The organism is Azoarcus sp. L1K30, assembly GCF_018122735.1.
In the GTDB taxonomy this organism is placed as follows: domain Bacteria; phylum Pseudomonadota; class Gammaproteobacteria; order Burkholderiales; family Rhodocyclaceae; genus Parazoarcus.
On record NZ_JAGRRD010000001.1, the window covers coordinates 2,042,054 to 2,063,161 of the forward strand.

Consider the following 21,108-nt stretch of genomic DNA (forward strand, 5'->3'; position numbering starts at 1 on the left):
CCGCCAGCAAACCATGAGCGGCATTGATCGCCGCTATTGAATGGATTTCCCCGTCACCGGCCGGCTCGCGCCGCCGCATTCTCCTTCGAACCCGAATTCACACCTGCAAAAGTGCGTCATGTGCGGGCCGTTACCCGTACCACGTTAAGGTGGCTCACTGCCGCAACTTGGTCGCCAGAAGGTAGACCTCGGCGCTTCGATCCCTGGATGCCTTCGGTTTTCGCACCTGCACGGACTCGAAACACCGCTCCATCTCCTTGCGAAACGCCATGAACCCCTCCCCTTGAAACACCTTGACCAGGAAGTAGCCTGAAGCATTCAGGTGGTTGACGGCAAAATCGAGCGCCAGTTCGCACAGCATGATGGATCGCGCCTGATCCACCGTTGCGACGCCAGAAAGATTCGGCGCCATGTCTGACAGCACCACGTCTACATGGGCACCATCGAGGCGTCTTTCAAGCTCGGCCAGTACCGCATCGTCGGAAAAATCACCCAGCAGGAAATCGACACCATGCAAGGGCTCGATGGGCAACAGGTCGAGGCCGAACACGCGTCCGGTGGGGCCGCAACGTTGCACTGCCAGCTGACTCCAGGAACCGGGTGCAACGCCCAGGTCCACCACCACGTTTCCCCGCCTCAGCACATGATCGCGATCGTCGATCTCCATCAATTTGTATGCAGCGCGAGCCCGGTAGCCTTCGGCGTTGGCACGCAACACATAGGGATCGTTCAAGTGTTCGTGCAGCCACGCTTTGCTGGTCTTGTTTCGCTTCATGAGAGTAAAATCCGGGGCCCAAAGAGGTAATAAATGTCAATGAACGAGCTAACGCCCGCACAGCGTCGCGATTTTCGCGCACGCGCGCACCATCTGAGTCCTGTCGTCACGATCGCCGGCAACGGCCTGACCCCTGGCGTGATTGCCGAAATCGATCGTTCGCTGCAGGCGCACGAACTGATCAAGGTTCGTGTGCAGGGCACCGAACGCACCGAGCGCGATGCCTTGATGGAGGAATTGTGCGCCAGTCTCGAGGCGTCGCCAGTCCAGCATATCGGCAACATCCTCATCGTCTGGCGCCAGCGCCGCGAGGCAGAGAAGAAGGCTGCCGCCCCCGCCGCCGCAAAACGCGCTGCGGGCGCGGCCACGGCAAAATCGGCAGCCGCTTTCGCGGCCGCTGCGCGCCGTGCTGCGCTGGCAAAGGCCGCTGCAGACAAGCGTCGCAGCGCATCGCGCAGCGCGCCGGCAAGAGGCAGGGCGCCGAGTACGACCGGTTCCGGACGCGGACGCTGAACGCTCCCTGATCCGCGTGCTGCACATCAGCGCAGGACGCGGTTCACACCGGTAACGAGCACGATACCCAGCAGACTCTGCACGAGGTAGAGAACGCTCGAAACACCGTGCCAGGTGGCAAAGCGGTCACGCATCATGCTGTTCATGACGTCGCGCGGCCAAGCGCTGGATTTCAGCTCGGCCATCAGCGGCTGGATACCGAACTGGCCTGCCACGGTGCACGCGAGCAGGATCAGAACGATCCAGAACACCCTGTTGCGGAACGCGCCCCACCCCAGGCGCGCGGCAAGATAGAGCAGAAGATATCCCGCCACCCCCATCCCGATCCACGCCACCAGCGTAAAGAGCCGACCCGCAACGTTGCCCGCCAGCGCACGATCGGGGAGCATCGCAAACAGGGTGGGCGCGACGACATAGCCGACCACCCATAGCGCGCCGATCCACAAGGCGACCAGCACGACGACCAGATGGTCCGCGAGTCGGCGCATGCTCAGATGTAGCTGACGTCGATGATCTCGAGTTCGCGAACGCCGCCCGGGGCCTGAACCTCGGCCACGTCACCGGCAAACTTTCCGATCAGCGCGCGGGCAATGGGCGAACTGACCGAGATCTTGTTGAGCTTGATGTCGGCCTCGTCGTCACCCACGATCTGGTAGGTGATGGTCTTGCCGGTATCCATGTCTTCAAGGGTCACGGTCGAACCGAAAACGCAGCGGCCATCCGCATCGAGCAGCTTGGGGTCGATGATCTGCGCATTCGACAATTTGCTCTCGACCTCCATGATGCGGCCTTCGACAAAGCCCTGCCGCTCCTTGGCGGCATCGTATTCTGCATTTTCGGACAAATCACCATGCGATCGCGCTTCGGCGATCGCAGCGATGACATTGGGCCGCTCCACCGTCTTCAAACGATGGAGCTCGGCGCGCAATGCCTCGGCGCCGGCAACGGTCAGTGGAGTCTTGTTCATTTGCCTTGATTCAGTTCGGCGTGCAGTTCCTGCACGGCATAGACCTCGAGACCCGCCAGATGGCGCAATCCCATGCATGCCGCACGGGCACCTTCGATAGTCGTGAATACGCTCGCCTTGGCGGCCAGCGCACTGGTCCGGATGGAGCGCGAATCGGTGATCGCCTGACGCTTCTCTTCAACGGTGTTGATCACGAGCACGACTTCCTCGTTCTTGATCATGTCGACGATGTGCGGACGCCCCTCATTGACCTTGTTCACCAGCGCAACCGGAATGCCCGCCGCTTCGATCACGCCACCGGTGCCGCGCGTCGCCACCAGCGAGAAGCCCAGTTCGTGCAACTCCTTAGCCACCTCGACTGCCGCACCGCGGTCCGTCGGCTTGACGCTGATGAAGGCGGTGCCCGAGGTCGGCAGACGCACGCCGGCACCCAGCTGGCTCTTGATGAAGGCTTCGGCAAAGCTGCGGCCGACGCCCATCACCTCGCCCGTCGACTTCATTTCCGGCCCGAGAATCGTATCGACACCGGGGAACTTGACGAAGGGGAACACCGCCTCCTTCACCGAGTAATAGGGCGGCACGATCTCGCCGGTCACGCCTTGGCTGGCGAGACTCTGGCCGGCCATGCAGCGCGCGGCGATCTTTGCCAGCGGCAGCGAGCAGGCCTTTGAGACGAAGGGCACGGTGCGCGAGGCGCGCGGGTTCACTTCGAGGACATAGACAACTGCGTTGTCGCCTTCGCCCTGAATCGCGAACTGCACGTTCATCAGCCCGACAACATTGAGCGCGCGCGCCATCGCTTCGGTCTGGCGCCGCAGTTCGTCCTGCAGCTTGGCCGACAAGGTATAGGGCGGCAGCGAGCAGGCCGAGTCACCAGAATGCACGCCCGCCTGCTCAATATGTTCCATGATGCCGCCGATAATCACTTGATGACCGTCGGACAGCGCATCGACGTCGACCTCGGTGGCGTCGTTGAGGAAGCGATCGAGCAGCACGGGTGACTCGTTCGACACCTTGACCGCTTCACGCATGTAGCGCTCGAGGTCCTTTTGCTCGTGCACGATTTCCATCGCGCGACCGCCCAACACATAGGACGGACGCACCACCAGCGGATAGCCAATCTCGGCCGCCAGCCGAACGGCGGCTTCCGGCGTACGCGCCGTGCGGTTGGGCGGCTGCTTCAGCCCAAGATCGACCAGCAGCTTCTGAAAGCGCTCACGGTCTTCGGCCGCATCGATCATGTCCGGGCTGGTGCCGATGATCGGCACACCGTTGGCTTCAAGTGCCCGCGCCCTCTTCAGCGGCGTCTGGCCACCGAACTGCACGATCACGCCCACCGGCTTTTCGATATGCACGATCTCGAGGATGTCCTCGAGCGTGATCGGCTCGAAATACAGACGATCCGAGGTGTCGTAGTCGGTCGACACCGTCTCCGGGTTGCAGTTGACCATGATGGTCTCGTACCCGTCTTCACGCAGCGCCAGTGCCGCATGCACGCAGCAGTAGTCGAACTCGATGCCCTGGCCGATCCGGTTGGGACCACCACCCAGCACCATGATCTTCTTCTTCTCGGTCGGCCGCGATTCGCATTCCTCTTCATACGAGGAGTACATGTAGGCAGTCGACGTCGCGAACTCGGCCGCGCAGGTATCGACGCGCTTGTACACCGGCCGCACACCCAGCGTATGACGCTGCAGCCGCACCGCGGTCTCGTCGGTGGCCAGCAGCTTGGCGATGCGCCGGTCCGAGAAGCCCTTGCGCTTGAGTTCACGCATCTCGACGGCCTGGATGGCCTTGAGAGAGCGACCGACCAACGCCTTTTCAGTCAGCACGATGTCTTCGATCTGCGCCAGAAACCACGGATCGATCTTGGTCAGGTTGAACACCTGCTCCTGCGTCATCCCCTCGCGGAATGCCTGACCGACGTACCAGATACGCTGCGGTCCCGGCGAAGCGAGCTCGTGCTCGAGATCTTCGCGATCGGCCTCGACCTCGTCCAGCCCGTACACGCCGACTTCGAGGCCACGCAGTGCCTTCTGGAACGATTCCTGGAAGGTGCGCCCCATGGCCATCACCTCGCCCACCGACTTCATCTGCGTGGTCAGGCGATCATTGGCCTGCGGGAATTTCTCGAAGGCAAAGCGCGGAATCTTGGTAACCACGTAGTCGATCGACGGCTCGAATGCTGCTGGCGTGGCGCCACCGGTAATGTCGTTGCTCAGCTCATCGAGCGTGAAACCCACGGCGAGCTTGGCGGCGACCTTGGCGATCGGGAAGCCGGTAGCCTTCGACGCCAACGCGGACGAACGTGACACACGCGGGTTCATCTCGATCACGATCATGCGGCCGTCGACCGGGTTGATCGCGAACTGCACGTTCGAGCCCCCCGTATCCACGCCGATCTCGCGCAGCACCGCGATCGATGCGTTGCGCAGGATCTGGTACTCTTTGTCGGTGAGCGTCTGCGCCGGTGCGACCGTGATCGAATCACCGGTATGAACACCCATCGGGTCGAGGTTCTCGATGGAGCACACGATGATGCAGTTGTCGGCGCGGTCACGCACGACCTCCATCTCGTATTCCTTCCAGCCCAGCAGAGACTCTTCGATCAGCAACTCGGTAGTCGGACTGGCCTCGAGACCGCGCTTGCAGATCTCGTGAAACTCTTCCATGTTGTAGGCGATACCGCCGCCGGTGCCACCCAGCGTGAAGCTGGGACGGATGATCGCCGGGAAGCCGATTCCGCCCTGCACCTGCAGCGCCTCTTCCATGCTGTGGGCAATGCCCGAGCGCGCCGAACCAAGACCGATCTTGGTCATTGCGTCCTTGAACTTGAGACGGTCCTCGGCCTTGTCGATCGCCTCTTCGGACGCACCGATCAGCTCGACGCCGTATTTTGCGAGCACGCCGTGGCGGGCCAGATCGAGTGCGCAATTGAGCGCCGTCTGACCGCCCATGGTCGGCAGCAGTGCATCGGGACGTTCTTTTTCGATGATGCGCTCGACGACCTGCCAGGTAATGGGCTCAATGTAGGTCACATCGGCGGTACCGGGGTCGGTCATGATCGTTGCCGGGTTGGAGTTCACCAGCACGACCTTGTAGCCTTCCTCACGCAGGGCCTTGCAGGCCTGCGCGCCGGAATAGTCGAACTCACACGCCTGCCCGATGATGATCGGACCTGCACCGATGATCAGGATGGTCTTGATGTCTGTACGTTTGGGCATTGCGTTGCCTCTGAAATTCTTGCGGCGGCGGGCGGCGCCCGCCGGGTATGCGGTATTACTTGACAGCTTCGATCAGCGAGATGAAGCGGTCGAAAAGGTAGCTCACGTCATGCGGCCCGGGGCTCGCCTCGGGGTGCCCCTGGAACGAGAATGCCGGCACGTCGGTGCGGGCAATACCTTGATTGGAGCCGTCGAAGAGCGAGACATGCGTCACGCGCAGTGTCTCCGGCATGTTTTCCGGATCGACGGCAAAACCGTGGTTCTGACTGGTAATCAGCACCTGACCGGTATCGACATCCTTGACCGGATGGTTCGCGCCGTGATGACCGAACTTCATCTTCATCGTCTTCGCACCCGACGCGAGCGCGAGCAACTGATGTCCCAGACAGATACCGAAGGTCGGTACGCGAGCTGCCAGAATCTCCCGGATCGCCTCAATGGCGTAATCGCAAGGCTCCGGATCGCCGGGTCCGTTGGAGAGGAACACACCGTCCGGCTTGAGTGCGAGCACGTCGCTGGCCGGCGTCTGGGCCGGCACGACGGTCAGGCGGCAGCCGCGACTTGCGAGCATGCGCAGGATATTGCGCTTGACACCGAAATCGTAGGCAACCACGTGAAAGCGTGGCGCAGCTTGCGCCACGTAGCCGCTGCCCAGCACCCACTCGCCCTCCGCCCACTGACTCGAATCGCCGGCACTGACGACCTTGGCCAGGTCCATGCCTGCCAACCCCGGAAACCCCCTTGCCTGGGCAATGGCCGCCTCGGCATTGAGGGTCTCGCCCTGAGCGGCGGTGACGATGCAACCCGCCTGAGCACCCTTTTCGCGCAAAACGCGGGTCAGCTTGCGGGTATCGATCCCGGCAATAGCGACCACATTGCTGTCGGCAAGATAGGCGTCGAGACGCTGGCTCATGCGGAAATTGGAGGGGAGGATGGGCAGATCGCGAATCACGAGACCTGCGGCGTGCACTCGATCAGACTCGACGTCCTCGGGATTGACGCCGGTATTACCAATATGAGGATAGGTCAGCGTCACGATCTGGCGGCAGTAACTCGGATCAGTCAGAATTTCCTGATAACCCGACATCGAGGTATTGAACACTACCTCACCGACCGTACTGCCAACCGCACCGATACCCTTGCCGTAGAAGACCGTTCCGTCGGCAAGCGCAAGAAGGGCGGGCGGGAAAGCAGTCACGAAAAACTCCTGGATTCAGCCGAAAAGACCGGAGCGAACCCTCGTCGGGCCGCTCCATATGCGAAAAAACGGGACGAGCCAATTTGGCCAATCCCGCCATCAAATCGGCGGAATTCTATCTTTTTTCGCCATCCGAGGCAACGCGCACCCATTCAAGGCGCCCGAGCGTCGGCAGCGGAGTGCCGCCTCGGCAACTCCACAACGGGCCAAAAGGCGCGTCGGTACGCCACCCACCCTGCAGAATCCAGTTGACGCCACCCCCTTGTCCGACGCCTACTTCCTTTGTCCTCCGGACCTGTTCCGGCCCCCTTGCCGGCCGGCATGACGCATGGGGAAGGAAATGAGCTCGATTGTCCTGCGTACGGAAGTTCCCGGCCCTGCGAGCCGCGCACTGGTGGCGCGCCGTGATGCCGCCGTCTCCGGTGGCTCCGCACGCCTCACCGGCATTGCCATTGCCAGAGGCAAGGGCGCGACAGTGACCGATGTGGACGGCAACACCTACATCGATTTTGCCGGTGGCATCGGCACGCTGGCCGTCGGACACACCCCACTGGCCGTAGTCGAGGCGATCCGCGCGCAGGCGGGCGATCTGATACACATGTGCTCGATCGTCGCCACCTACGAACCCTATGTGGCGGTGTGCGAACGTCTCAATGCGCTGACGCCAGGCACCTTCCGCAAGAAATCGACCTTGCTCAACAGCGGGGCCGAAGCGGTCGAGGCGGCGGTCAAGATCGCGCGGGCCCATACAGGACGCCAGGCACTGATCGTATTCGAGGGCGCCTATCATGGCCGCACCAACCTGACGCTGGGCATGACGAGCAAGTTCACACCCTTCAAGCACGGCTTCGGCCCCTTCCCGGCCGAGATCTATCGTCTGCCCTTTCCCAACCCCTATCGCCGCCCTGCCGGCCTCGATATCGACGCCTACATCGACCACTGCATTGCCCAGTTCGATCACGCGCTGGTGGCGCAGGTCTCTCCTTCCGCGGTCGCGGCCGTGGTGGTGGAAACGGTCCAGGGCGAAGGCGGCTTCCTGCCACTGCCTCCGCGCTTTGCGGCCCACCTGCGCGCACGCTGCCATGAACACGGCATGCTGTATGTGGCCGATGAAGTGCAAGCCGGCATGGCCCGCAGCGGACGCCTGTTTGCCGTCGAACATTACGGGCTGGTGCCCGACCTGCTCGTGAGCGGCAAGTCGATCGCCGGTGGCATGCCGCTGGCGGCGGTTACAGGTAGCGCCGACATCATGGATGCGCCCGCACCCGGCGGACTGGGTGGCACTTACAGCGGCAATCCGGTGGCCTGCGCCGCCGCGCTCGCCACCCTCGAGCATATCGCGACACCGGCCTTCCTCAACCGCGCCAGGGCCGTAGGCGACCGCTTGCGAGATCATCTGCAGCAATTGCAGGCAGCGTTTCCCGACACCATTGGCGAGGTACGCGGACTCGGTCCGATGCTGGCCATCGAACTGGTGCAAAACCCGGCAACCCGTATCCCCGACGCGGCCCTCACCAATGCGCTGACCGCTGAAACCCTGAAGCGGGGCGTCATCACGCTGCGTGCTGGGCTGTACGGCAATTGCCTGCGTTTCCTGCCCCCGCTCGACATGAGCGATGAGCAGATCGACGAGGGCATGGCGGTGCTGGCGCAAGCACTGCCCGCCGCACTGGCGGCAACACGCGAGGCATGCACATGAGCGCCCCGCGCACCCTGACCCTGAACGGTTCGCCGCGCAAGATGGGGCTGGCCCATGGTCACGCCTGTGGCGACGCGATTCGCCGCTACACCGCCGGGCGCGTGGCGCTGGCCGGCAGCGAAACCTGGGCAGGCCACGCCATGGATCGCGCCGCGGTCTTGGCGCTGGCGACTGGCTGTCTCGACGCGCACCACGACTACGCACCCGATCTGATGATCGAACTCGAAGGCATCGCCGAGGCCACCGGCCTGAGCCCGGCGGAACTCATCATCACCAACGGGTTCACGGACTTCATCGACTTTGCGCACAGCCGCGGCGGCGGCGACGACGCAACCGAATGTGTCGAGGACGACTGCACCGCGTTCATCGTACCTGACCATCTCGGCATCGACGGCCACGGCTGGTTCGGCCAGACCTGGGACATGCATGCGGGCTCCGCACCTTTCGTGATATTGCTGCAGGCTCGCCCCGATCACAGCCCGGGCTTCATCGCCTTCAGCCTCACCGGCTGCCTAGGCATGATCGGCATGAACGACGCCGGCATCGCCATCGGTATCAACAATCTGCTCGGCGCCGAAGGGCAAGCCGGCGTCAGTTGGCCCTTCGTGGTACGAAAGGCCCTGCAGCAGACAGATATCGATGCTGCGTCGGCCTGTGTTACCGGCGCGGTGTTGATGGGTGCCCACAATTTCATGCTGTTCGACCGCCACGGCCACGGCATCAACATTGAGGCCATGCCGGGCCACTGTCAGGTCACGCATAGCGGTCAGGCGGCGCTGGTCCACACGAATCATTGCCTCGCCCCGGACACCCTGTGCCGTTGTCGCCCGCGCCCGCCAGCCTCTCAGGCCTCCAGCGAAGCCCGCCTGAGCCGCGCGCAAGCCCTGCTCGAACAAACACCGATCACCACTGAAGCGCTGATAGCACTCACCCGCGATCCCGTCATCTGCGTTCGTGCAGCACCTCCGCTCGACATGCAGACCTGCGGCGCAGCCATCATGCAACCCGCCAAGGGCATGCTCTGGGTAGCACAGGGCTTGCCCAGCGAGAACGGTTACGCGGCATTCGGGCCAGAGAAGTGAGCCCGCGCCAGCCACCGCCTGCCACCTCATGTACGCAGCCTGCGCCACTATCGCGCAGCAGCGCAATCCATTGACCGCCGGCTCACACCTGACGGCGCTGAAATGGCCTCAAGGCGGTGGCCAGGGCGTTCATTTCGCGCAGCAAGGTCTCGAGCAAGGCACCCGACGCGGCCGGATCTGAGCTCTTCGCAGCCTGCTCGACCGCCTTAGCCGCAGCCGTGGCACGTTTCGCACCGAACAGCCCGACCGAACCCTTGATCGAATGCGCCAGCGCACCGAGGCGTTCGACATCGCCGCGCGCGCCCGCTCCGCGCAGATCAGACAGCGTACCGCCCAAATCGCGGAAAAACACTGCCAGAAGCTGCTGCACGATCTCCTCGTCACCATCGAACAAGGCGCGCGTTTCGGTCAGATCGGCCACCTCACTTGCGCCACCGCCGCCCGGCTCGAGCAGACTGGTATCGTCCTGTGCCTCCCCCTGCGCCGCCGCTCCGGTCACGCGCTGAATCGCAGCGATCAGGTCCGCTGGCTTGATCGGCTTGCTCACATAGTCGTCCATTCCGGCTTCGAGACAACGCTCCCGGTCGCCACTCATCGCGTGCGCAGTCATCGCCACGATCGGCGTCGGCCGCCACCCACCCTGAATGGCCCAGCTCCTGCGCGCCTCGCGCGCACGGATCGCCTGTGTCGCCTCAATACCGCCCATCACCGGCATCTGCAGATCCATCAGGATGAGATCGAAACTGCCACCGTCGAAGGCCTCAATGGCTTCCTCGCCATTATTGACAACCGTGACCACGTGGCCAATCTTCTCAAGCATGCGCGTTGCCACCGTCTGATTGACCGGGTTGTCTTCAACCAGAAGCACCGCTAGCTTTACCGGCTGCACATCGATCGCACCGAGCATCTCGGTGAGCGATCGTTCCGGATCAAACGCAGCGAAGGCCTCGTCGTCAACCTGCTCGCCCGCCTTCGCCACCTGAAGGGCGTCAATCAAGTCGCCGATCGAAAAAGGTTTAGAAATCCTTGACTTGAGGCCAAGTTGTCGACAGCGCGCCAGATCGTTGCGTTGCGAGTGACTCGACAACATCATCACGATGCGGTCGAGCCAGGGAGATGCTTCATGAAAGCGTTGCGCCAGGCCGAAACCGCCCGGGTCCGGCAGGGCTGCATCCATCAGCACGAAGCCAAATGGCTTGTTGCTCTCATGCGCGGCCTGCAGGGCTTGCAGCGCCGCAACGCCCGAGGGCACCCCAACGCAGCTCATGCCGCATCCGATCAGCATGTCCCGAACCGCATTGCCGAACGCTGCATTCGCCGCGACGACCAGCACCCGCTCCCCGCGCAGGTGATTCGAACCCGGCGGCCTTGCGTCGGCCACGACGTCAAACCGGACATTGAAATGGAAGCGGCTGCCCACGCCAAGCTCACTACTGACACCGATCGAGCCCTCCATCGCCTCGACCAGATGCCGGCAGATCGCCAGCCCAAGCCCGGTGCCGCCGTATTTTCTCGTGGTCGTGGTGTCGGCCTGCGAAAAAGCGCCGAACACGATTTCCTGCTTGTCCGGCGCGATGCCGATGCCGGTGTCTCGTACGGCAAGCTCCAAATCGACAGCAACACCTTCACGGGTCCTCACCGAGACATGCACCTCAATCTCGCCCCTTTCGGTGAACTTGATCGCGTTGCCCACCAGGTTGGTCAGGATCTGGCGCAAGCGCACTGGATCACCGCGAAGCACCGACGGCACGTCGGGCTCAATGACGAAATACAACTCGACGCCCTTCTGGTGCGAGCGCAGTGCCATTGCACGAACCGTTTCGGCCACCACTGCCGAGATCGAGAAGTCGATCGTCTCGAGCGTCATCCGCCCCGCTTCGATGCGGGAAAAATCAAGAATGTCGTTGATGATCGTCAGCAGCGATTCGGCCGACGACTTTACCGTGAGCAGATACTCCCGCTGCTCGGGCGCCAGCGCAGAGTCGAGCAACAACTCGGTCATGCCGAGAATGCCGTTCATCGGTGTGCGAATCTCGTGACTCATGTTGGCGAGAAAATCGCCCTTTGCGCGACTGGCCGCTTCAGCCTGCTCGGTTGCCTCGAGCAGTTCGAGCTCACGCATCCGCTCGCGGGTGATGTCGGAATAGATGCCGACGACACGTTGCCAGCGCCCGTCCGCGCGTCGCTCGCGCACCTGGCCACGCGCGCGCAGCCAGCGCCAGTGCCCGTCGGCGGCCCGGATCCGGAACTGGGCCTCGAAGAGATCGATCTCCCCACGCAGGTGCGCCAGCAGTTGTTCCTGCATGCGCACCTTGTCTTCGTCGGGAACCAGCGTCAGCCAATCGCGCTGAGCATCTTCGTCACCCGCGTTCTCGGCGTAACCAAGCCAGGCTCGCCAGTGCGTATCGACGACCAGCCGCGAAGAGGACGCGTCCCAGTCCCACAGTCCGGCATGCGTGCCGAGCTTGATCAGTGCCAGACGATCTTTCAGGCGTTCGAGCTCACTGCGCGTCGAGGCCAGCTCGAGCCGGAGCGACTCGACCGTGTCTGCCGTCGTACCCACCGCGTCACGATCGGACATGAGGCCGACTCAACGCAAGCCGAGAACATCCTGCATGTCAAACAGTCCGGCATCCCGGCCGGCCAGAAAGCGCGCCGCGCGCAGGGAACCAAGGGCATAAGGCATGCGGCTGCCTGACTTGTGGGTAATCTCGATGCGCTCTCCGATACCGGCAAACAGCACCGTGTGATCGCCCACCACGTCGCCACCACGAATGGTCGAGAAGCCGATCGTCTCCGCCTTGCGCTCGCCGGTCACCCCCTCGCGCCCGTATATCGCGCACTGCTCCAAGTCCCTGCCCAAGGCACCGGCGACCACTTCACCCATGCGCAGCGCGGTACCCGATGGCGCATCGACCTTGAAGCGGTGATGCGCTTCAATGACCTCCACATCGTAGCCTTGGTCGAGAATGCGGGCCGCCACCTCGAGCAGACGGAATACCGCGTTGACACCGACCGCCATGTTCGGCGCGAAAACCACAGGAATGGACTTTGCCGCGGCGGCGATCGCGGCCTTCCCGGCCGCATCGAAACCCGTGGTACCGATCACCATCGCCTTGCCCAGACGACACGCAATGGCGAGATGCTCGAGCGTTCCCTCGGGCCGGGTGAAGTCGATCACGCAGTCTGCCTGGGCGATGGCGTCAGCCGGCGCGTCGACGATGGCGACACCTGTCGCGACGCCGAGCATTTCGCCCGCATCACGGCCGATGAAGGGGGTTCCGGGACGGTCGAACGCTGCGGCCAGAACGATCTCCTCGTCCCGGTGCGCGGCTTCGATCAACATGCGCCCCATACGGCCGGAAGCGCCGGCAATCGCAACGCGGATAGGCGTCATCATCTATGTCCTGTGTGTTCTTGTGGCCCGCAAGGACCCTGCAATCAATTCTTGGCAGCCGCCGGAATTTCGACCGTACGGCTACGCGCACTCTGCTGCGCCTCGGCCTGGGCCTTCGCATCGCCGCCGGTCACATCGCCTTCGACGCGGTCGAGCCGGTCGCCCGCAAAAAATACCGAGATCACACGCTGCTCGACCTCGCCCTGCCCCGGCCTGAAACGATAGACATAGTCCCAGCGATCGGTGCGGAACACGTCGGTCACCAGCGGCGAGCCGAGAACGAAGCGCACTTGGTCGCGCGTCATGCCGCGCTTGAGCTGCGCCACCATGGACTGATCGACGTAGTTGCCCTGGCGAACGTCGATTCGATACGGCGTGATGCGATCGGTGATCGAATTGAACGAGCAGCCGGCGAGGAGACTGATGGCAGCGAGTGCCGGAATGAGCGATGGACGCATGGACAAGGTCACTTTAACGCGCACCGAAATGCGCAAGGTTCTCAGTAAAGGTCAAAAAATATAACATAGCGCCGCAACACACGTTGTCTTGCTCCTCAGCCACACCGACAGGCGACCATGTCCGAGAACTCGCAGAACCTGAAAAGCATCGGTCTGAAGGCGACTTACCCCCGCCTCAAGATCCTCGACCTGTTCCAGAACTCGGAGCAGCGCCACCTGACGGCGGAAGACGTCTATCGCCTGCTGATGAACGAAGGCATGGATATCGGTCTGGCGACAGTCTATCGCGTACTGACGCAGTTCGAGCAGGCCCGCCTGCTCGAACGGCATTACTTCGAATCCGGCAAGGCGGTGTTCGAGCTGAACAAGGGGGGACACCACGACCACCTCGTGTGCCTGCAATGCGGCAAGGTCGAGGAATTCTTCGATCCCGAGATCGAACGCCGGCAAAACAGCATTGCCGAGGAACGCGGGTTCGCGGTTAAGGAACACGCGCTCTACCTGTACGCCGACTGCCTGCGCAAGGACTGCCCCAACCGCCAGGATTGAATCCGCCGGCGCTGAAGCAGCGCGCCCTCAGATCTGACCAAGCATCTCCGCCGCGTGACGCCGGGTCGTGTCGGTGATGCTCACGCCGCCAAGCATGCGCGCGATCTCCTCGACCCGCTGCCCGCCATCGAGCGCGGTGACCGTACTGAGTGTTTCGCCCTGGCGATCGGCCTTTGCGATCTGCCATTGCCAGTCCGCGCAGGCTGCCACCTGTGGCAGGTGCGTCACGCACAGGACCTGGCGATCACGCCCCAGTCGCTGCAGCAGCTTGCCGACAATCTCGGCCACCCGCCCGCCGATTCCGACATCGACTTCATCGAAGATCAAGGTCGGCGTCGCCGAATCGCGGCTGGTCATGACCTGGATGGCCAAACCGATCCGCGACAGTTCGCCCCCCGACGCGACCTTGGCCATGCCGCGCAAGGCCTGCCCCGGATTTGCGGCTACCCTGAATTCGACGGTCTCGGCGCCATGCGCCGACGGCTCGCAGGCTTCGAGCGCAACCTCGAACACACCACCGGCCATCGCCAGCGTCTGCATGGCCGTCGTGATTTCCGCCGACAGCTGCGCCGCGGCGGGTGTTCGCGCTGCTGTCAGCAGGGCTGCTTCGCGGTCGTACATGGCACGCGCGGCGGCCTCGGCCTTTTCGAGCAGCGCCGGATTCGCGCTCGCCTCGAGTTCCGCGAGGCGCCGACACCACTCGGCCTCGAGTCCGGGCAAGTCCTCGGGTGAAACCCGGTACTTGCGCGCGAGGTCGGTCACCGCTGCAATCCGGCGTTCGACCTCGTTCAGCCGCTGCGGATCAAGATCGAGACGCTCACGGTAGCGCCGCATCTCGTGCAGGGCCTCGTCGGCCTGGATCATCGACGACGCGATCAACTCGAGCACCTCGGTCAGGGAGGCGTCGATAGCAGACATCTCGACCAGGCGGGCCTGCACCCGCCCGAGCACCCGGTTGACGGCGAAGTCACCTTCCCCCAGCGCGTCGAGCGCTTCGTCCGCGCCTTCCATGAGTCCGGCCGCGTGCGCAAGCCGACCGTGCTCGGCGTTGAGCTCCCCCCATTCTTCGGCATTGAATGCGAGGTCCTGAAGTTCCTTGAGCTGCCAGCCCAACAACTCGCGCTCGCGTGCAGACGCAGCAGAATCCAGCTCCGCATGGCGCCGCCGCTCGCGGATCTGCTGCCACTCACGCCACGCGACAGCCACGTTTGCGGCCAGCAACTGCGCATTGGCGTGCGTATCGAGCAAGTCGCGCTGGGCGTCAGCACGAAGCAAGGCATGATGGGCATGCTGGCCGTGAATATCGGCAAGCCAGTCGCCTGCCGCACGCAGTTGCGCAAGCGTCACCGGGGTCCCGTTGATCCAAGCCTTGCCGCGGCCGCCGGCATCGATGACACGACGCAGGATCACGCCCTCATCGTCGAGCGGCAATTCCTGCTCCGCCATCCACCCGGCCAGCGCCCCACCGGGCGGAAGATCGAACTCGGCGGCGATATCGGCTCGCGCCTGCCCCACCCGTACCACGCTGCCATCCGCACGAGCGCCAATCGCCAACCCTAGCGCATCGAGGAGAATGGACTTACCCGCACCGGTCTCGCCGGTCAGGGCGCCGAAACCCGGCCCAAACTCGAGTTCGAGGCGATCGACAATGACAAAATCACGGATGGTCAGGCGGCGCAGCATGGTCTCGCATTCAGGTTGGTGGGACGGCCCGCTCGACGGGCGATCCATCTGTCGGGTACATCACGGGTGTCGCGGCGGCGCGCTCCAGTGCAGCTTCTCGCGCAACATTGCAAAGTAGCCATACCCTCTGGGGTGCAGCAGCCGAACGGCCAATGGCGAGCGCGTGAGTCTGACACGATCGCCCGAACGGGCTTCGAAGCAGGCCTGCCCATCGATGTGCACCCGCGCGTCATGCGGAGGCAGGAGCTCGATCTCGATGCAGCAGCTGTCGGGCACCGTGATCGGCCTTGCCGTCAGCGCATGCGGGCACAGCGGCACCAGCGCGATGCCACCGACGCTCGGATGCAAAATGGGACCGTTGGCCGACAGGGCATATGCCGTCGATCCGGTGGGCGTCGACACGATCATGCCGTCGGAGCGCTGCGTATAGACGAATTCACCATCGATGGAGAGATCGAACTCGATCATGCGTCCGAGGTCGCCCTTGTTCACCACCACGTCGTTCAGTGCCAGCGTCCGGAAAATGCGTTGCCCGCCGCGAATGACTTCCGCGTCGAGCATGAAGCGCGACTCCTCGCTGAACTTGCCTTCGATGATCTCGCCCAGCTTGAGCAGGGCGTCCTTGCGCGCGACATCGGTAAGGAAGCCGAGCCGGCCCAGATTGACACCCACCAGCGGTACGGCCCGATCAGCCAGACGGCGTGCGGAGTTGAGCATCGTGCCGTCACCCCCGACAACCACCGCCAGGTCGCATTTCGCGGCAATTTCCTCGTACGCCGCCACCGGAAAGCCTTCGGCCTTGCCGATGGAACTTGCCGTGCCCTGTTCGATCCATACCGTGAGTCCCCGATCGCGCAGGAATTGGGCAATGAGCAGCACCGACTCCGCCACATCCGGGCTCTGGTACTTTCCGATCAGGGCGATGTTGGTAAAGCGCATAGTCATGGCTGCGGATTAAACCACATTCGGATTCCGACATGCGCGCCCTGACGATGCATTGCCGCTTGGCAGCAGGGCACGCAGTTCCCTAGAATCGGGCTATATTCCAGGCCAACCATGAAACCGCTCGACACCCGCTCCCAGATCCTGCTCAAGACGCTGATCGAACGCTACATCGCCGAAGGTCAGCCTGTCGGCTCGCGGGCGCTATCGCGCTACTCCGGGCTCGACCTGTCGCCCGCAACCGTGCGCAACGTGATGAGCGACCTCGAGGAGATGGGCTTCATTGCCAGCCCTCACACCTCTGCCGGGCGCATCCCGACATCGCTCGGCTACCGTTTCTTCGTGGACGCCCTGCTCACCGTGCAACCGCTGGAAAACACGCGCCTGCAAGCCTTGAAGGGGCAGTTCCAGCCCGACCAGCCAGGCCGGCTGATCAGTTCCGCCTCGCACATCCTGTCCAATCTCACCCAGTTCGCCGGTGTCGTCGTCACGCCACGCAAGGAGGCCGTCCGCATCCGCCAGATCGAGTTCATCAGCCTGTCGGAGAACCGCATCCTGCTGATCATCGTGACGACGGCCGGCGACGTGCAGAACCGCATCCTCATCACCCGGCGTGCCTATAACGCCGCAGAACTCGGCACCGCCGCGAGCTATCTCAACGAGCACTTTGCCGGGCTCACCTTCGACGACATCCGCAAGCGCATCCGCGACGAACTCCAGCAACTTCGCAGCGACATGGACGAATTGATGACCGCGACGGTCGAGGCGGGCTCCGAGGCCGCGGAGGATTCGGCGACCAATTACGTCATTTCGGGCGAAACCAACCTGCTCGACGTCGAGGACCTGTCGTCCAACATGTCCCGCCTGCGCGAACTGTTCAAGCTCTTCGAACAGCGCACGGGACTCATGCAACTGCTGGATCTGTCGAATCGCGCCCAGGGCGTACAGATCTTCATCGGCGACGAATCGGGACTCGCCGAACTCGATGGCTGCAGCGTGATCACCGCTCCCTACGAGGTGGATGGTCGTCTGGTCGGCTCGGTCGGCGTCATCGGTCCGACCCGCATGGCCTACGACCGGGTCATTCCCATCGTCGATATCACCGCACGACTGCTGTCAAACGCCCTGTCCTCAAACGCCTGAGTGTCGATTGCCGACACCGCCTGCCCCAGCCGACCAAAGGAATATCATGGCCCGCTACTGGCCCGAGCCCAGCTTCACCCATGGACTTTCCAACCGTACCGGCATACTTCTGGTCAATCTCGGCACACCGGACGCGCCGACGGCCAAAGCGCTTCGCCCCTATCTCAAGGAATTCCTCTCCGATCCGCGCGTGGTTGAAATTCCGCGCGCGATCTGGTGGCCGATTCTCAATGGCATCATTCTGAACACGCGCCCGCCCAAGTCGGCGGCCAAATATGCAAGCATATGGATGGACGAAGGCTCGCCCCTGCGCGTTCATACCGAACGTCAGTCCAAGCTGCTGAAAGGATTTCTCAACGTCGGCACGGGCACGGACATCGACGTTGCATGGGCGATGCGCTATGGCGAGCCGTCGATCCAGGACGGCCTACACGCGCTGCGCGAGAAGCGTTGCGGCCGTATCCTGGTCGTACCGCTCTACCCGCAATACTCGAGCAGCACCACCGCCAGCGTGATGGACGAAGTCACGCGCTGCATGCAGCACTGGCGCAACCTGCCCGAAATCCGCTATGTGCGCAGCTTTCACGACGACCCCGGCTATATCTCCGCCATTGCCCAGAGCGTGCGCGAACACTGGATCAAGAACGGCGAGCCGGAGCGCCTGCTGATGAGCTTTCACGGCGTACCGCGGCGAACGCTCGAACTCGGCGACCCCTATCATTGCGAATGCCACAAGACCGCGCGCCTGGTAGCCGAATCGCTTTCGTTTCCGACCGATCGCATTCTCGTCACCTTCCAGTCGCGCTTTGGCAAGGCGGAATGGCTGAAGCCCTACACGCAGCCGACGCTGGAGGTACTGGCGCGAGATGGCGTCACGCGGGTGGACGTCATCTGCCCCGGCTTCGTGTCCGACTGTCTGGAGACCCTCGAAGAAATCGCATTGGAATGCAAGGAAGCCTTCCTGACCCATGGGGGCCGGACTTTCCACTACATACCGTGCCTGAACGAGCGGCACGACTGGATATCGGCATTGACTGAAATCACCCGCACCCAGCTCGGGCACTGGCTCGACATCGCACCGGACTCGCCCGACGAACTCGCCAAGGCGCGCCAGCGCGCCCTGGATCATGGAGCGAAATCGTGATGTCTCCCGGCCTGCGTCTGCTTCTGCGCTGGGCACTGAACGCCGCTGCCCTGCTGATCATCCCCGAAATGGTGTCGGGCATCGCCGTGCACAGCTACACCTCGGCGCTCGCCGCCGCCTTGCTGCTCGGCCTTGCCAACGCACTTGTCCGCCCGATTCTGATCCTGATCACATTGCCGATCACCCTGCTCACGCTCGGGCTGTTCACCCTCGTCATCAATGCGCTCCTGTTCTGGGGTGTATCCGGGCTGCTGGCAGGCCTTCGGATCGACGATTTCTGGAGCGCGTTCTGGGGTGCGCTGCTGTACAGCCTTCTAACCTGGCTGGTCAATATCGCGATCGGCGACCCCAGGCGCAGCGTCGGAATCGTGATCGAGCGTCACCGCCGCTGACGACCGCACGCGGGCATGCAGCGGTGCTCAATCCTCGACCAGTTGCAGATCGAGGCCGCCCGTGGCGGTATAGTCGCCGCGCACGGCCGGTGGTCCCTGCATGCAGGCAATGCGGCCAATCTCGGCGAGCCGCCTGACCACCACCGTCGATACCTGGCGCCGGAACCGTTCCTGCACCTCGTCCGTGGCCAGCGCCAGCGCCGGCGGATTGATCTCGAGATAGGTCATCGGTTCAAGCGATACCGCAGTCATCATGTGGCGGTGTTCAAGATGGTCGAGCCAGGCCTGCTCGCCAAACACTTCACCAGGCCCGAGCGCAAGCAGGCGGCGCCCGTCGATTGAGACCTCGACCTGCCCCGACAGCACGATGCCGAAGCGTTGATCGGCATCGCCCTGCCGCATCAACGTGACGTGTTCGTCCGCCTTGCGCCACGAGCACAGTCTCAGCACCTCCCACAGTTCGATGTCATCGAACTCGGTGAAGAACTGCATCTTTCTGAGCATGGTGAAACGGCTGGTATCGGGCGGAATGTACTTGTCGTCGACGATCTTGTAGCGGACCGCCGCAAGATCCTTGGCAAACTCGGCACCGTTCTTGTAGCGGGAATAGAGATCCTTCTCCAGCGCCTTGCGGATCACCGCATCCATCTGCTCCGGAATTTCCGGATTGAGCTGAGACACCGAGGGCTGATCGGCGTTGATGATCTTGTAGATCAGCTGCGCGGGGTTCGCCGCGCGGAACGGCAGACGCCCGGTCAGCAGGTGAAACAGCACCACGCCCAACGAATAGAGATCGGTTTTCTGATTGAGCGGATAGTTCTTGATCTGCTCCGGACTCATGTAGGCGGGCGAACCGACCCCCATGATGAAGGTCGAGTCGGTCTCGATCTTCTTGCTGATGTTGAGTGCGAGACCGAAGTCGGTGATCTTGACGTTGTCCTTGTCGTCCACAAGGATGTTCGCCGGCTTGATATCGCGATGCACGATCCCCTGCCGATAGGCGTGATCGAGCGCCATGCAGCACTTGAAGATGATGCCAATGACGCGGTGGATCGGCAGCAGGTGCTCGAAGGAGCAGTAACGCTCCAGCGTATAGCCGGGGAAATACTCCATGACGACGTAGGCTTCGTCAGCCGCCACCACGGCCTCGAAGATGCGGATGATGTTCGGGTGATCCAGCCGCTTTGAAACCGCATCCTCGGCCTTGAGCAGTTTCAGCAGCCGGCGGTTCCATTTTGCGACGTCGCGCGCCTTGTCGTCGAACTTGACATGCTTGAGCGCCACCGGCTCGGGATAGTGAGGATTTTCCGCAAGGTACACCACCGCGGTCGCACCGCGCCCGAGCTCGCGCACGATTCGGTACTTGCCGACTCTTTCGGGCATGTTTCCCATAGCTTCCAGAAGGGGCCTCGCGCGCCCACCACACGTCAATTTACGATGCGCTGATTGTGTCACGATCAACGCGCCCAGAAAATCTCCATTTGTCTCGATCCCGGCGTAGTTGACGTTAACGTAAATATGCGTTGTTTGCCTTCGGCCGAGTGTGATTAAATCGTGACCACAGGCAACAGACTCAACAAAATCAGAATATCAAAGAGTTTTCACAGAGGAGGAAACATGATCATTCATAGCAGACTCGCCCGCTTCACGCTGTTCTCGGCCGTCCTGGCCTCCACTACGTGCGCGGCCATGGCACAGGGCAAGGACGTCATGGTGGATGGAAAAGGCGACATCCCCTACGTCATCGACGGGCGCAATGTCGTCGCCCGCAGCGGAGCGGGTTTGTGCTGGCGTACCGGCTACTGGAGCCCGGCTGCAGCGGGTGCGGCCATGGCGGGACAATTCCCTGCCGGCTGCGAATGCGACAGCGACATCGTCCCCAAGGACAAATGCGCCGCCCCCATGGCCCCCCCCACCGCCCCCTCTGCCCTGTCTCTTTTAC

Annotated in this window: 18 protein-coding genes and 1 pseudogene; 8 read left to right on the top strand and 11 right to left on the bottom strand. The window is 62.9% G+C overall.

Annotation, left to right across the window (positions count from 1 at the left end):
- Window positions 1-154: 154 nt before the first annotated feature.
- Window positions 155-775 carry an RlmE family RNA methyltransferase gene (locus J5J83_RS09290; RefSeq protein WP_212348296.1) on the bottom strand — a complete coding sequence of 207 codons (621 nt, stop codon included), beginning with the start codon at window positions 773-775 and terminating at the stop codon, window positions 155-157.
- Window positions 776-814: 39 nt separating this feature from the next.
- Here J5J83_RS09290 and J5J83_RS09295 point away from each other — a divergent pair, with 39 nt between their 5' ends.
- Window positions 815-1,288 (top strand): YhbY family RNA-binding protein, encoded by a 474-nt coding sequence (locus J5J83_RS09295; protein WP_212348299.1) that lies wholly within the window; start codon window positions 815-817, stop codon window positions 1,286-1,288.
- Between the two features lie 26 nt (window positions 1,289-1,314).
- On the opposite strand, the gene J5J83_RS09300 is transcribed toward J5J83_RS09295, so the two are convergent.
- Genes J5J83_RS09300 through carA form a run of 4 tightly spaced genes read right to left on the bottom strand, consistent with a single transcriptional unit; the run spans window position 1,315 to window position 6,677 of the window.
- Complete coding sequence (locus J5J83_RS09300) at window positions 1,315-1,776, bottom strand: DUF4149 domain-containing protein (protein WP_212348302.1); 462 nt, start codon at window positions 1,774-1,776, stop codon at window positions 1,315-1,317.
- 2 nt (window positions 1,777-1,778) lie between these two features.
- A complete protein-coding gene (greA, locus tag J5J83_RS09305; RefSeq protein WP_212348305.1) occupies window positions 1,779-2,255 on the bottom strand; it encodes a transcription elongation factor GreA in 477 nt (158 codons plus the stop codon).
- Entirely contained in the window at window positions 2,252-5,479 is a 3,228-nt protein-coding gene (gene carB / locus J5J83_RS09310) for a carbamoyl-phosphate synthase large subunit (RefSeq protein ID WP_212348307.1), read from the bottom strand. The genes greA and carB overlap by 4 nt, the downstream gene beginning before the upstream one ends.
- A gap of 55 nt (window positions 5,480-5,534) precedes the next feature.
- The gene (gene carA / locus J5J83_RS09315; protein WP_212348310.1) at window positions 5,535-6,677 is read right to left on the bottom strand and encodes a glutamine-hydrolyzing carbamoyl-phosphate synthase small subunit; all 1,143 of its coding nucleotides are present in this window, start codon (window positions 6,675-6,677) and stop codon (window positions 5,535-5,537) included.
- 340 nt (window positions 6,678-7,017) lie between these two features.
- Here carA and gabT point away from each other — a divergent pair, with 340 nt between their 5' ends.
- Window positions 7,018-8,376: a 4-aminobutyrate--2-oxoglutarate transaminase gene (gene gabT / locus J5J83_RS09320; RefSeq protein ID WP_212348313.1), complete on the top strand. Its 1,359-nt coding sequence runs from the start codon at window positions 7,018-7,020 to the stop codon at window positions 8,374-8,376.
- The gene (locus J5J83_RS09325) at window positions 8,373-9,458 is read left to right on the top strand and encodes a C45 family peptidase (RefSeq protein ID WP_212348316.1); all 1,086 of its coding nucleotides are present in this window, start codon (window positions 8,373-8,375) and stop codon (window positions 9,456-9,458) included. Before gabT ends, J5J83_RS09325 begins: the two co-directional genes overlap by 4 nt.
- Before the next feature lie 82 nt (window positions 9,459-9,540).
- Here the strand turns inward: J5J83_RS09325 and J5J83_RS09330 are convergent, their stop codons facing one another.
- Genes J5J83_RS09330 through J5J83_RS09340 form a run of 3 tightly spaced genes read right to left on the bottom strand, consistent with a single transcriptional unit; the run spans window position 9,541 to window position 13,313 of the window.
- Complete coding sequence (locus tag J5J83_RS09330) at window positions 9,541-12,039, bottom strand: response regulator (RefSeq protein ID WP_212348319.1); 2,499 nt, start codon at window positions 12,037-12,039, stop codon at window positions 9,541-9,543.
- Window positions 12,040-12,048: 9 nt separating this feature from the next.
- On the bottom strand, window positions 12,049-12,855 hold the full coding sequence (dapB, locus tag J5J83_RS09335; protein ID WP_212352927.1) for a 4-hydroxy-tetrahydrodipicolinate reductase: 807 nt from the start codon (window positions 12,853-12,855) through the stop codon (window positions 12,049-12,051).
- Between the two features lie 44 nt (window positions 12,856-12,899).
- Window positions 12,900-13,313 (bottom strand): outer membrane protein assembly factor BamE, encoded by a 414-nt coding sequence (locus tag J5J83_RS09340; protein WP_212348322.1) that lies wholly within the window; start codon window positions 13,311-13,313, stop codon window positions 12,900-12,902.
- A 117-nt stretch (window positions 13,314-13,430) separates the two neighbouring features.
- Between J5J83_RS09340 and fur the strand changes: the two genes are divergently transcribed.
- Window positions 13,431-13,862: a ferric iron uptake transcriptional regulator gene (gene fur / locus J5J83_RS09345; protein WP_212348325.1), complete on the top strand. Its 432-nt coding sequence runs from the start codon at window positions 13,431-13,433 to the stop codon at window positions 13,860-13,862.
- 27 nt (window positions 13,863-13,889) lie between these two features.
- Here fur and recN read toward each other — a convergent pair whose 3' ends face one another.
- Window positions 13,890-15,545: a DNA repair protein RecN gene (recN, locus tag J5J83_RS09350; RefSeq protein ID WP_212348328.1), complete on the bottom strand. Its 1,656-nt coding sequence runs from the start codon at window positions 15,543-15,545 to the stop codon at window positions 13,890-13,892.
- Window positions 15,546-15,605: 60 nt separating this feature from the next.
- Window positions 15,606-16,490: an NAD kinase gene (locus tag J5J83_RS09355; protein ID WP_212348331.1), complete on the bottom strand. Its 885-nt coding sequence runs from the start codon at window positions 16,488-16,490 to the stop codon at window positions 15,606-15,608.
- Window positions 16,491-16,601: 111 nt separating this feature from the next.
- Here J5J83_RS09355 and hrcA point away from each other — a divergent pair, with 111 nt between their 5' ends.
- From hrcA to J5J83_RS09370, 3 genes are read left to right on the top strand one after another with little or no spacing between them, the layout of a single operon-like run.
- Window positions 16,602-17,630: a heat-inducible transcriptional repressor HrcA gene (hrcA, locus tag J5J83_RS09360; RefSeq protein ID WP_212348334.1), complete on the top strand. Its 1,029-nt coding sequence runs from the start codon at window positions 16,602-16,604 to the stop codon at window positions 17,628-17,630.
- Between the two features lie 46 nt (window positions 17,631-17,676).
- Window positions 17,677-18,774, top strand: a complete 1,098-nt coding sequence (hemH, locus tag J5J83_RS09365) for a ferrochelatase (RefSeq protein ID WP_212348337.1) — start codon at window positions 17,677-17,679, stop codon at window positions 18,772-18,774.
- Window positions 18,774-19,166, top strand: coding sequence for a phage holin family protein (locus J5J83_RS09370; protein WP_212352935.1), 393 nt, complete (start codon window positions 18,774-18,776; stop codon window positions 19,164-19,166). Before hemH ends, J5J83_RS09370 begins: the two co-directional genes overlap by 1 nt.
- Window positions 19,167-19,193: 27 nt before the next feature.
- Here J5J83_RS09370 and J5J83_RS09375 read toward each other — a convergent pair whose 3' ends face one another.
- On the bottom strand, window positions 19,194-20,558 hold the full coding sequence (locus tag J5J83_RS09375; RefSeq protein WP_212348340.1) for a serine/threonine-protein kinase: 1,365 nt from the start codon (window positions 20,556-20,558) through the stop codon (window positions 19,194-19,196).
- Window positions 20,559-20,855: 297 nt separating this feature from the next.
- Between J5J83_RS09375 and J5J83_RS09380 the strand changes: the two are divergent.
- Window positions 20,856-21,108 (top strand): annotated as a pseudogene (locus J5J83_RS09380) (OmpA family protein); the annotation flags it as partial.

What these genes read in the sequence shown, in the direction of transcription:
- J5J83_RS09290 (WP_212348296.1), bottom strand. Translation starts at nt 775, where the DNA reads ATGAAGCGAAACAAGACCAGCAAAGCGTGGCTGCACGAACACTTGAAC.
- dapB (WP_212352927.1), bottom strand. Translation starts at nt 12,855, where the DNA reads ATGACGCCTATCCGCGTTGCGATTGCCGGCGCTTCCGGCCGTATGGGG.
- J5J83_RS09340 (WP_212348322.1), bottom strand. Translation starts at nt 13,313, where the DNA reads ATGCGTCCATCGCTCATTCCGGCACTCGCTGCCATCAGTCTCCTCGCC.
- J5J83_RS09355 (WP_212348331.1), bottom strand. Translation starts at nt 16,490, where the DNA reads ATGACTATGCGCTTTACCAACATCGCCCTGATCGGAAAGTACCAGAGC.
- hemH (WP_212348337.1), top strand. Translation starts at nt 17,677, where the DNA reads ATGGCCCGCTACTGGCCCGAGCCCAGCTTCACCCATGGACTTTCCAAC.
- J5J83_RS09295 (WP_212348299.1), top strand. Translation starts at nt 815, where the DNA reads ATGAACGAGCTAACGCCCGCACAGCGTCGCGATTTTCGCGCACGCGCG.
- hrcA (WP_212348334.1), top strand. Translation starts at nt 16,602, where the DNA reads ATGAAACCGCTCGACACCCGCTCCCAGATCCTGCTCAAGACGCTGATC.
- J5J83_RS09300 (WP_212348302.1), bottom strand. Translation starts at nt 1,776, where the DNA reads ATGCGCCGACTCGCGGACCATCTGGTCGTCGTGCTGGTCGCCTTGTGG.
- J5J83_RS09330 (WP_212348319.1), bottom strand. Translation starts at nt 12,039, where the DNA reads ATGTCCGATCGTGACGCGGTGGGTACGACGGCAGACACGGTCGAGTCG.
- J5J83_RS09370 (WP_212352935.1), top strand. Translation starts at nt 18,774, where the DNA reads ATGTCTCCCGGCCTGCGTCTGCTTCTGCGCTGGGCACTGAACGCCGCT.
- gabT (WP_212348313.1), top strand. Translation starts at nt 7,018, where the DNA reads ATGAGCTCGATTGTCCTGCGTACGGAAGTTCCCGGCCCTGCGAGCCGC.
- fur (WP_212348325.1), top strand. Translation starts at nt 13,431, where the DNA reads ATGTCCGAGAACTCGCAGAACCTGAAAAGCATCGGTCTGAAGGCGACT.
- J5J83_RS09375 (WP_212348340.1), bottom strand. Translation starts at nt 20,558, where the DNA reads ATGGGAAACATGCCCGAAAGAGTCGGCAAGTACCGAATCGTGCGCGAG.
- J5J83_RS09325 (WP_212348316.1), top strand. Translation starts at nt 8,373, where the DNA reads ATGAGCGCCCCGCGCACCCTGACCCTGAACGGTTCGCCGCGCAAGATG.
- carB (WP_212348307.1), bottom strand. Translation starts at nt 5,479, where the DNA reads ATGCCCAAACGTACAGACATCAAGACCATCCTGATCATCGGTGCAGGT.
- recN (WP_212348328.1), bottom strand. Translation starts at nt 15,545, where the DNA reads ATGCTGCGCCGCCTGACCATCCGTGATTTTGTCATTGTCGATCGCCTC.
- greA (WP_212348305.1), bottom strand. Translation starts at nt 2,255, where the DNA reads ATGAACAAGACTCCACTGACCGTTGCCGGCGCCGAGGCATTGCGCGCC.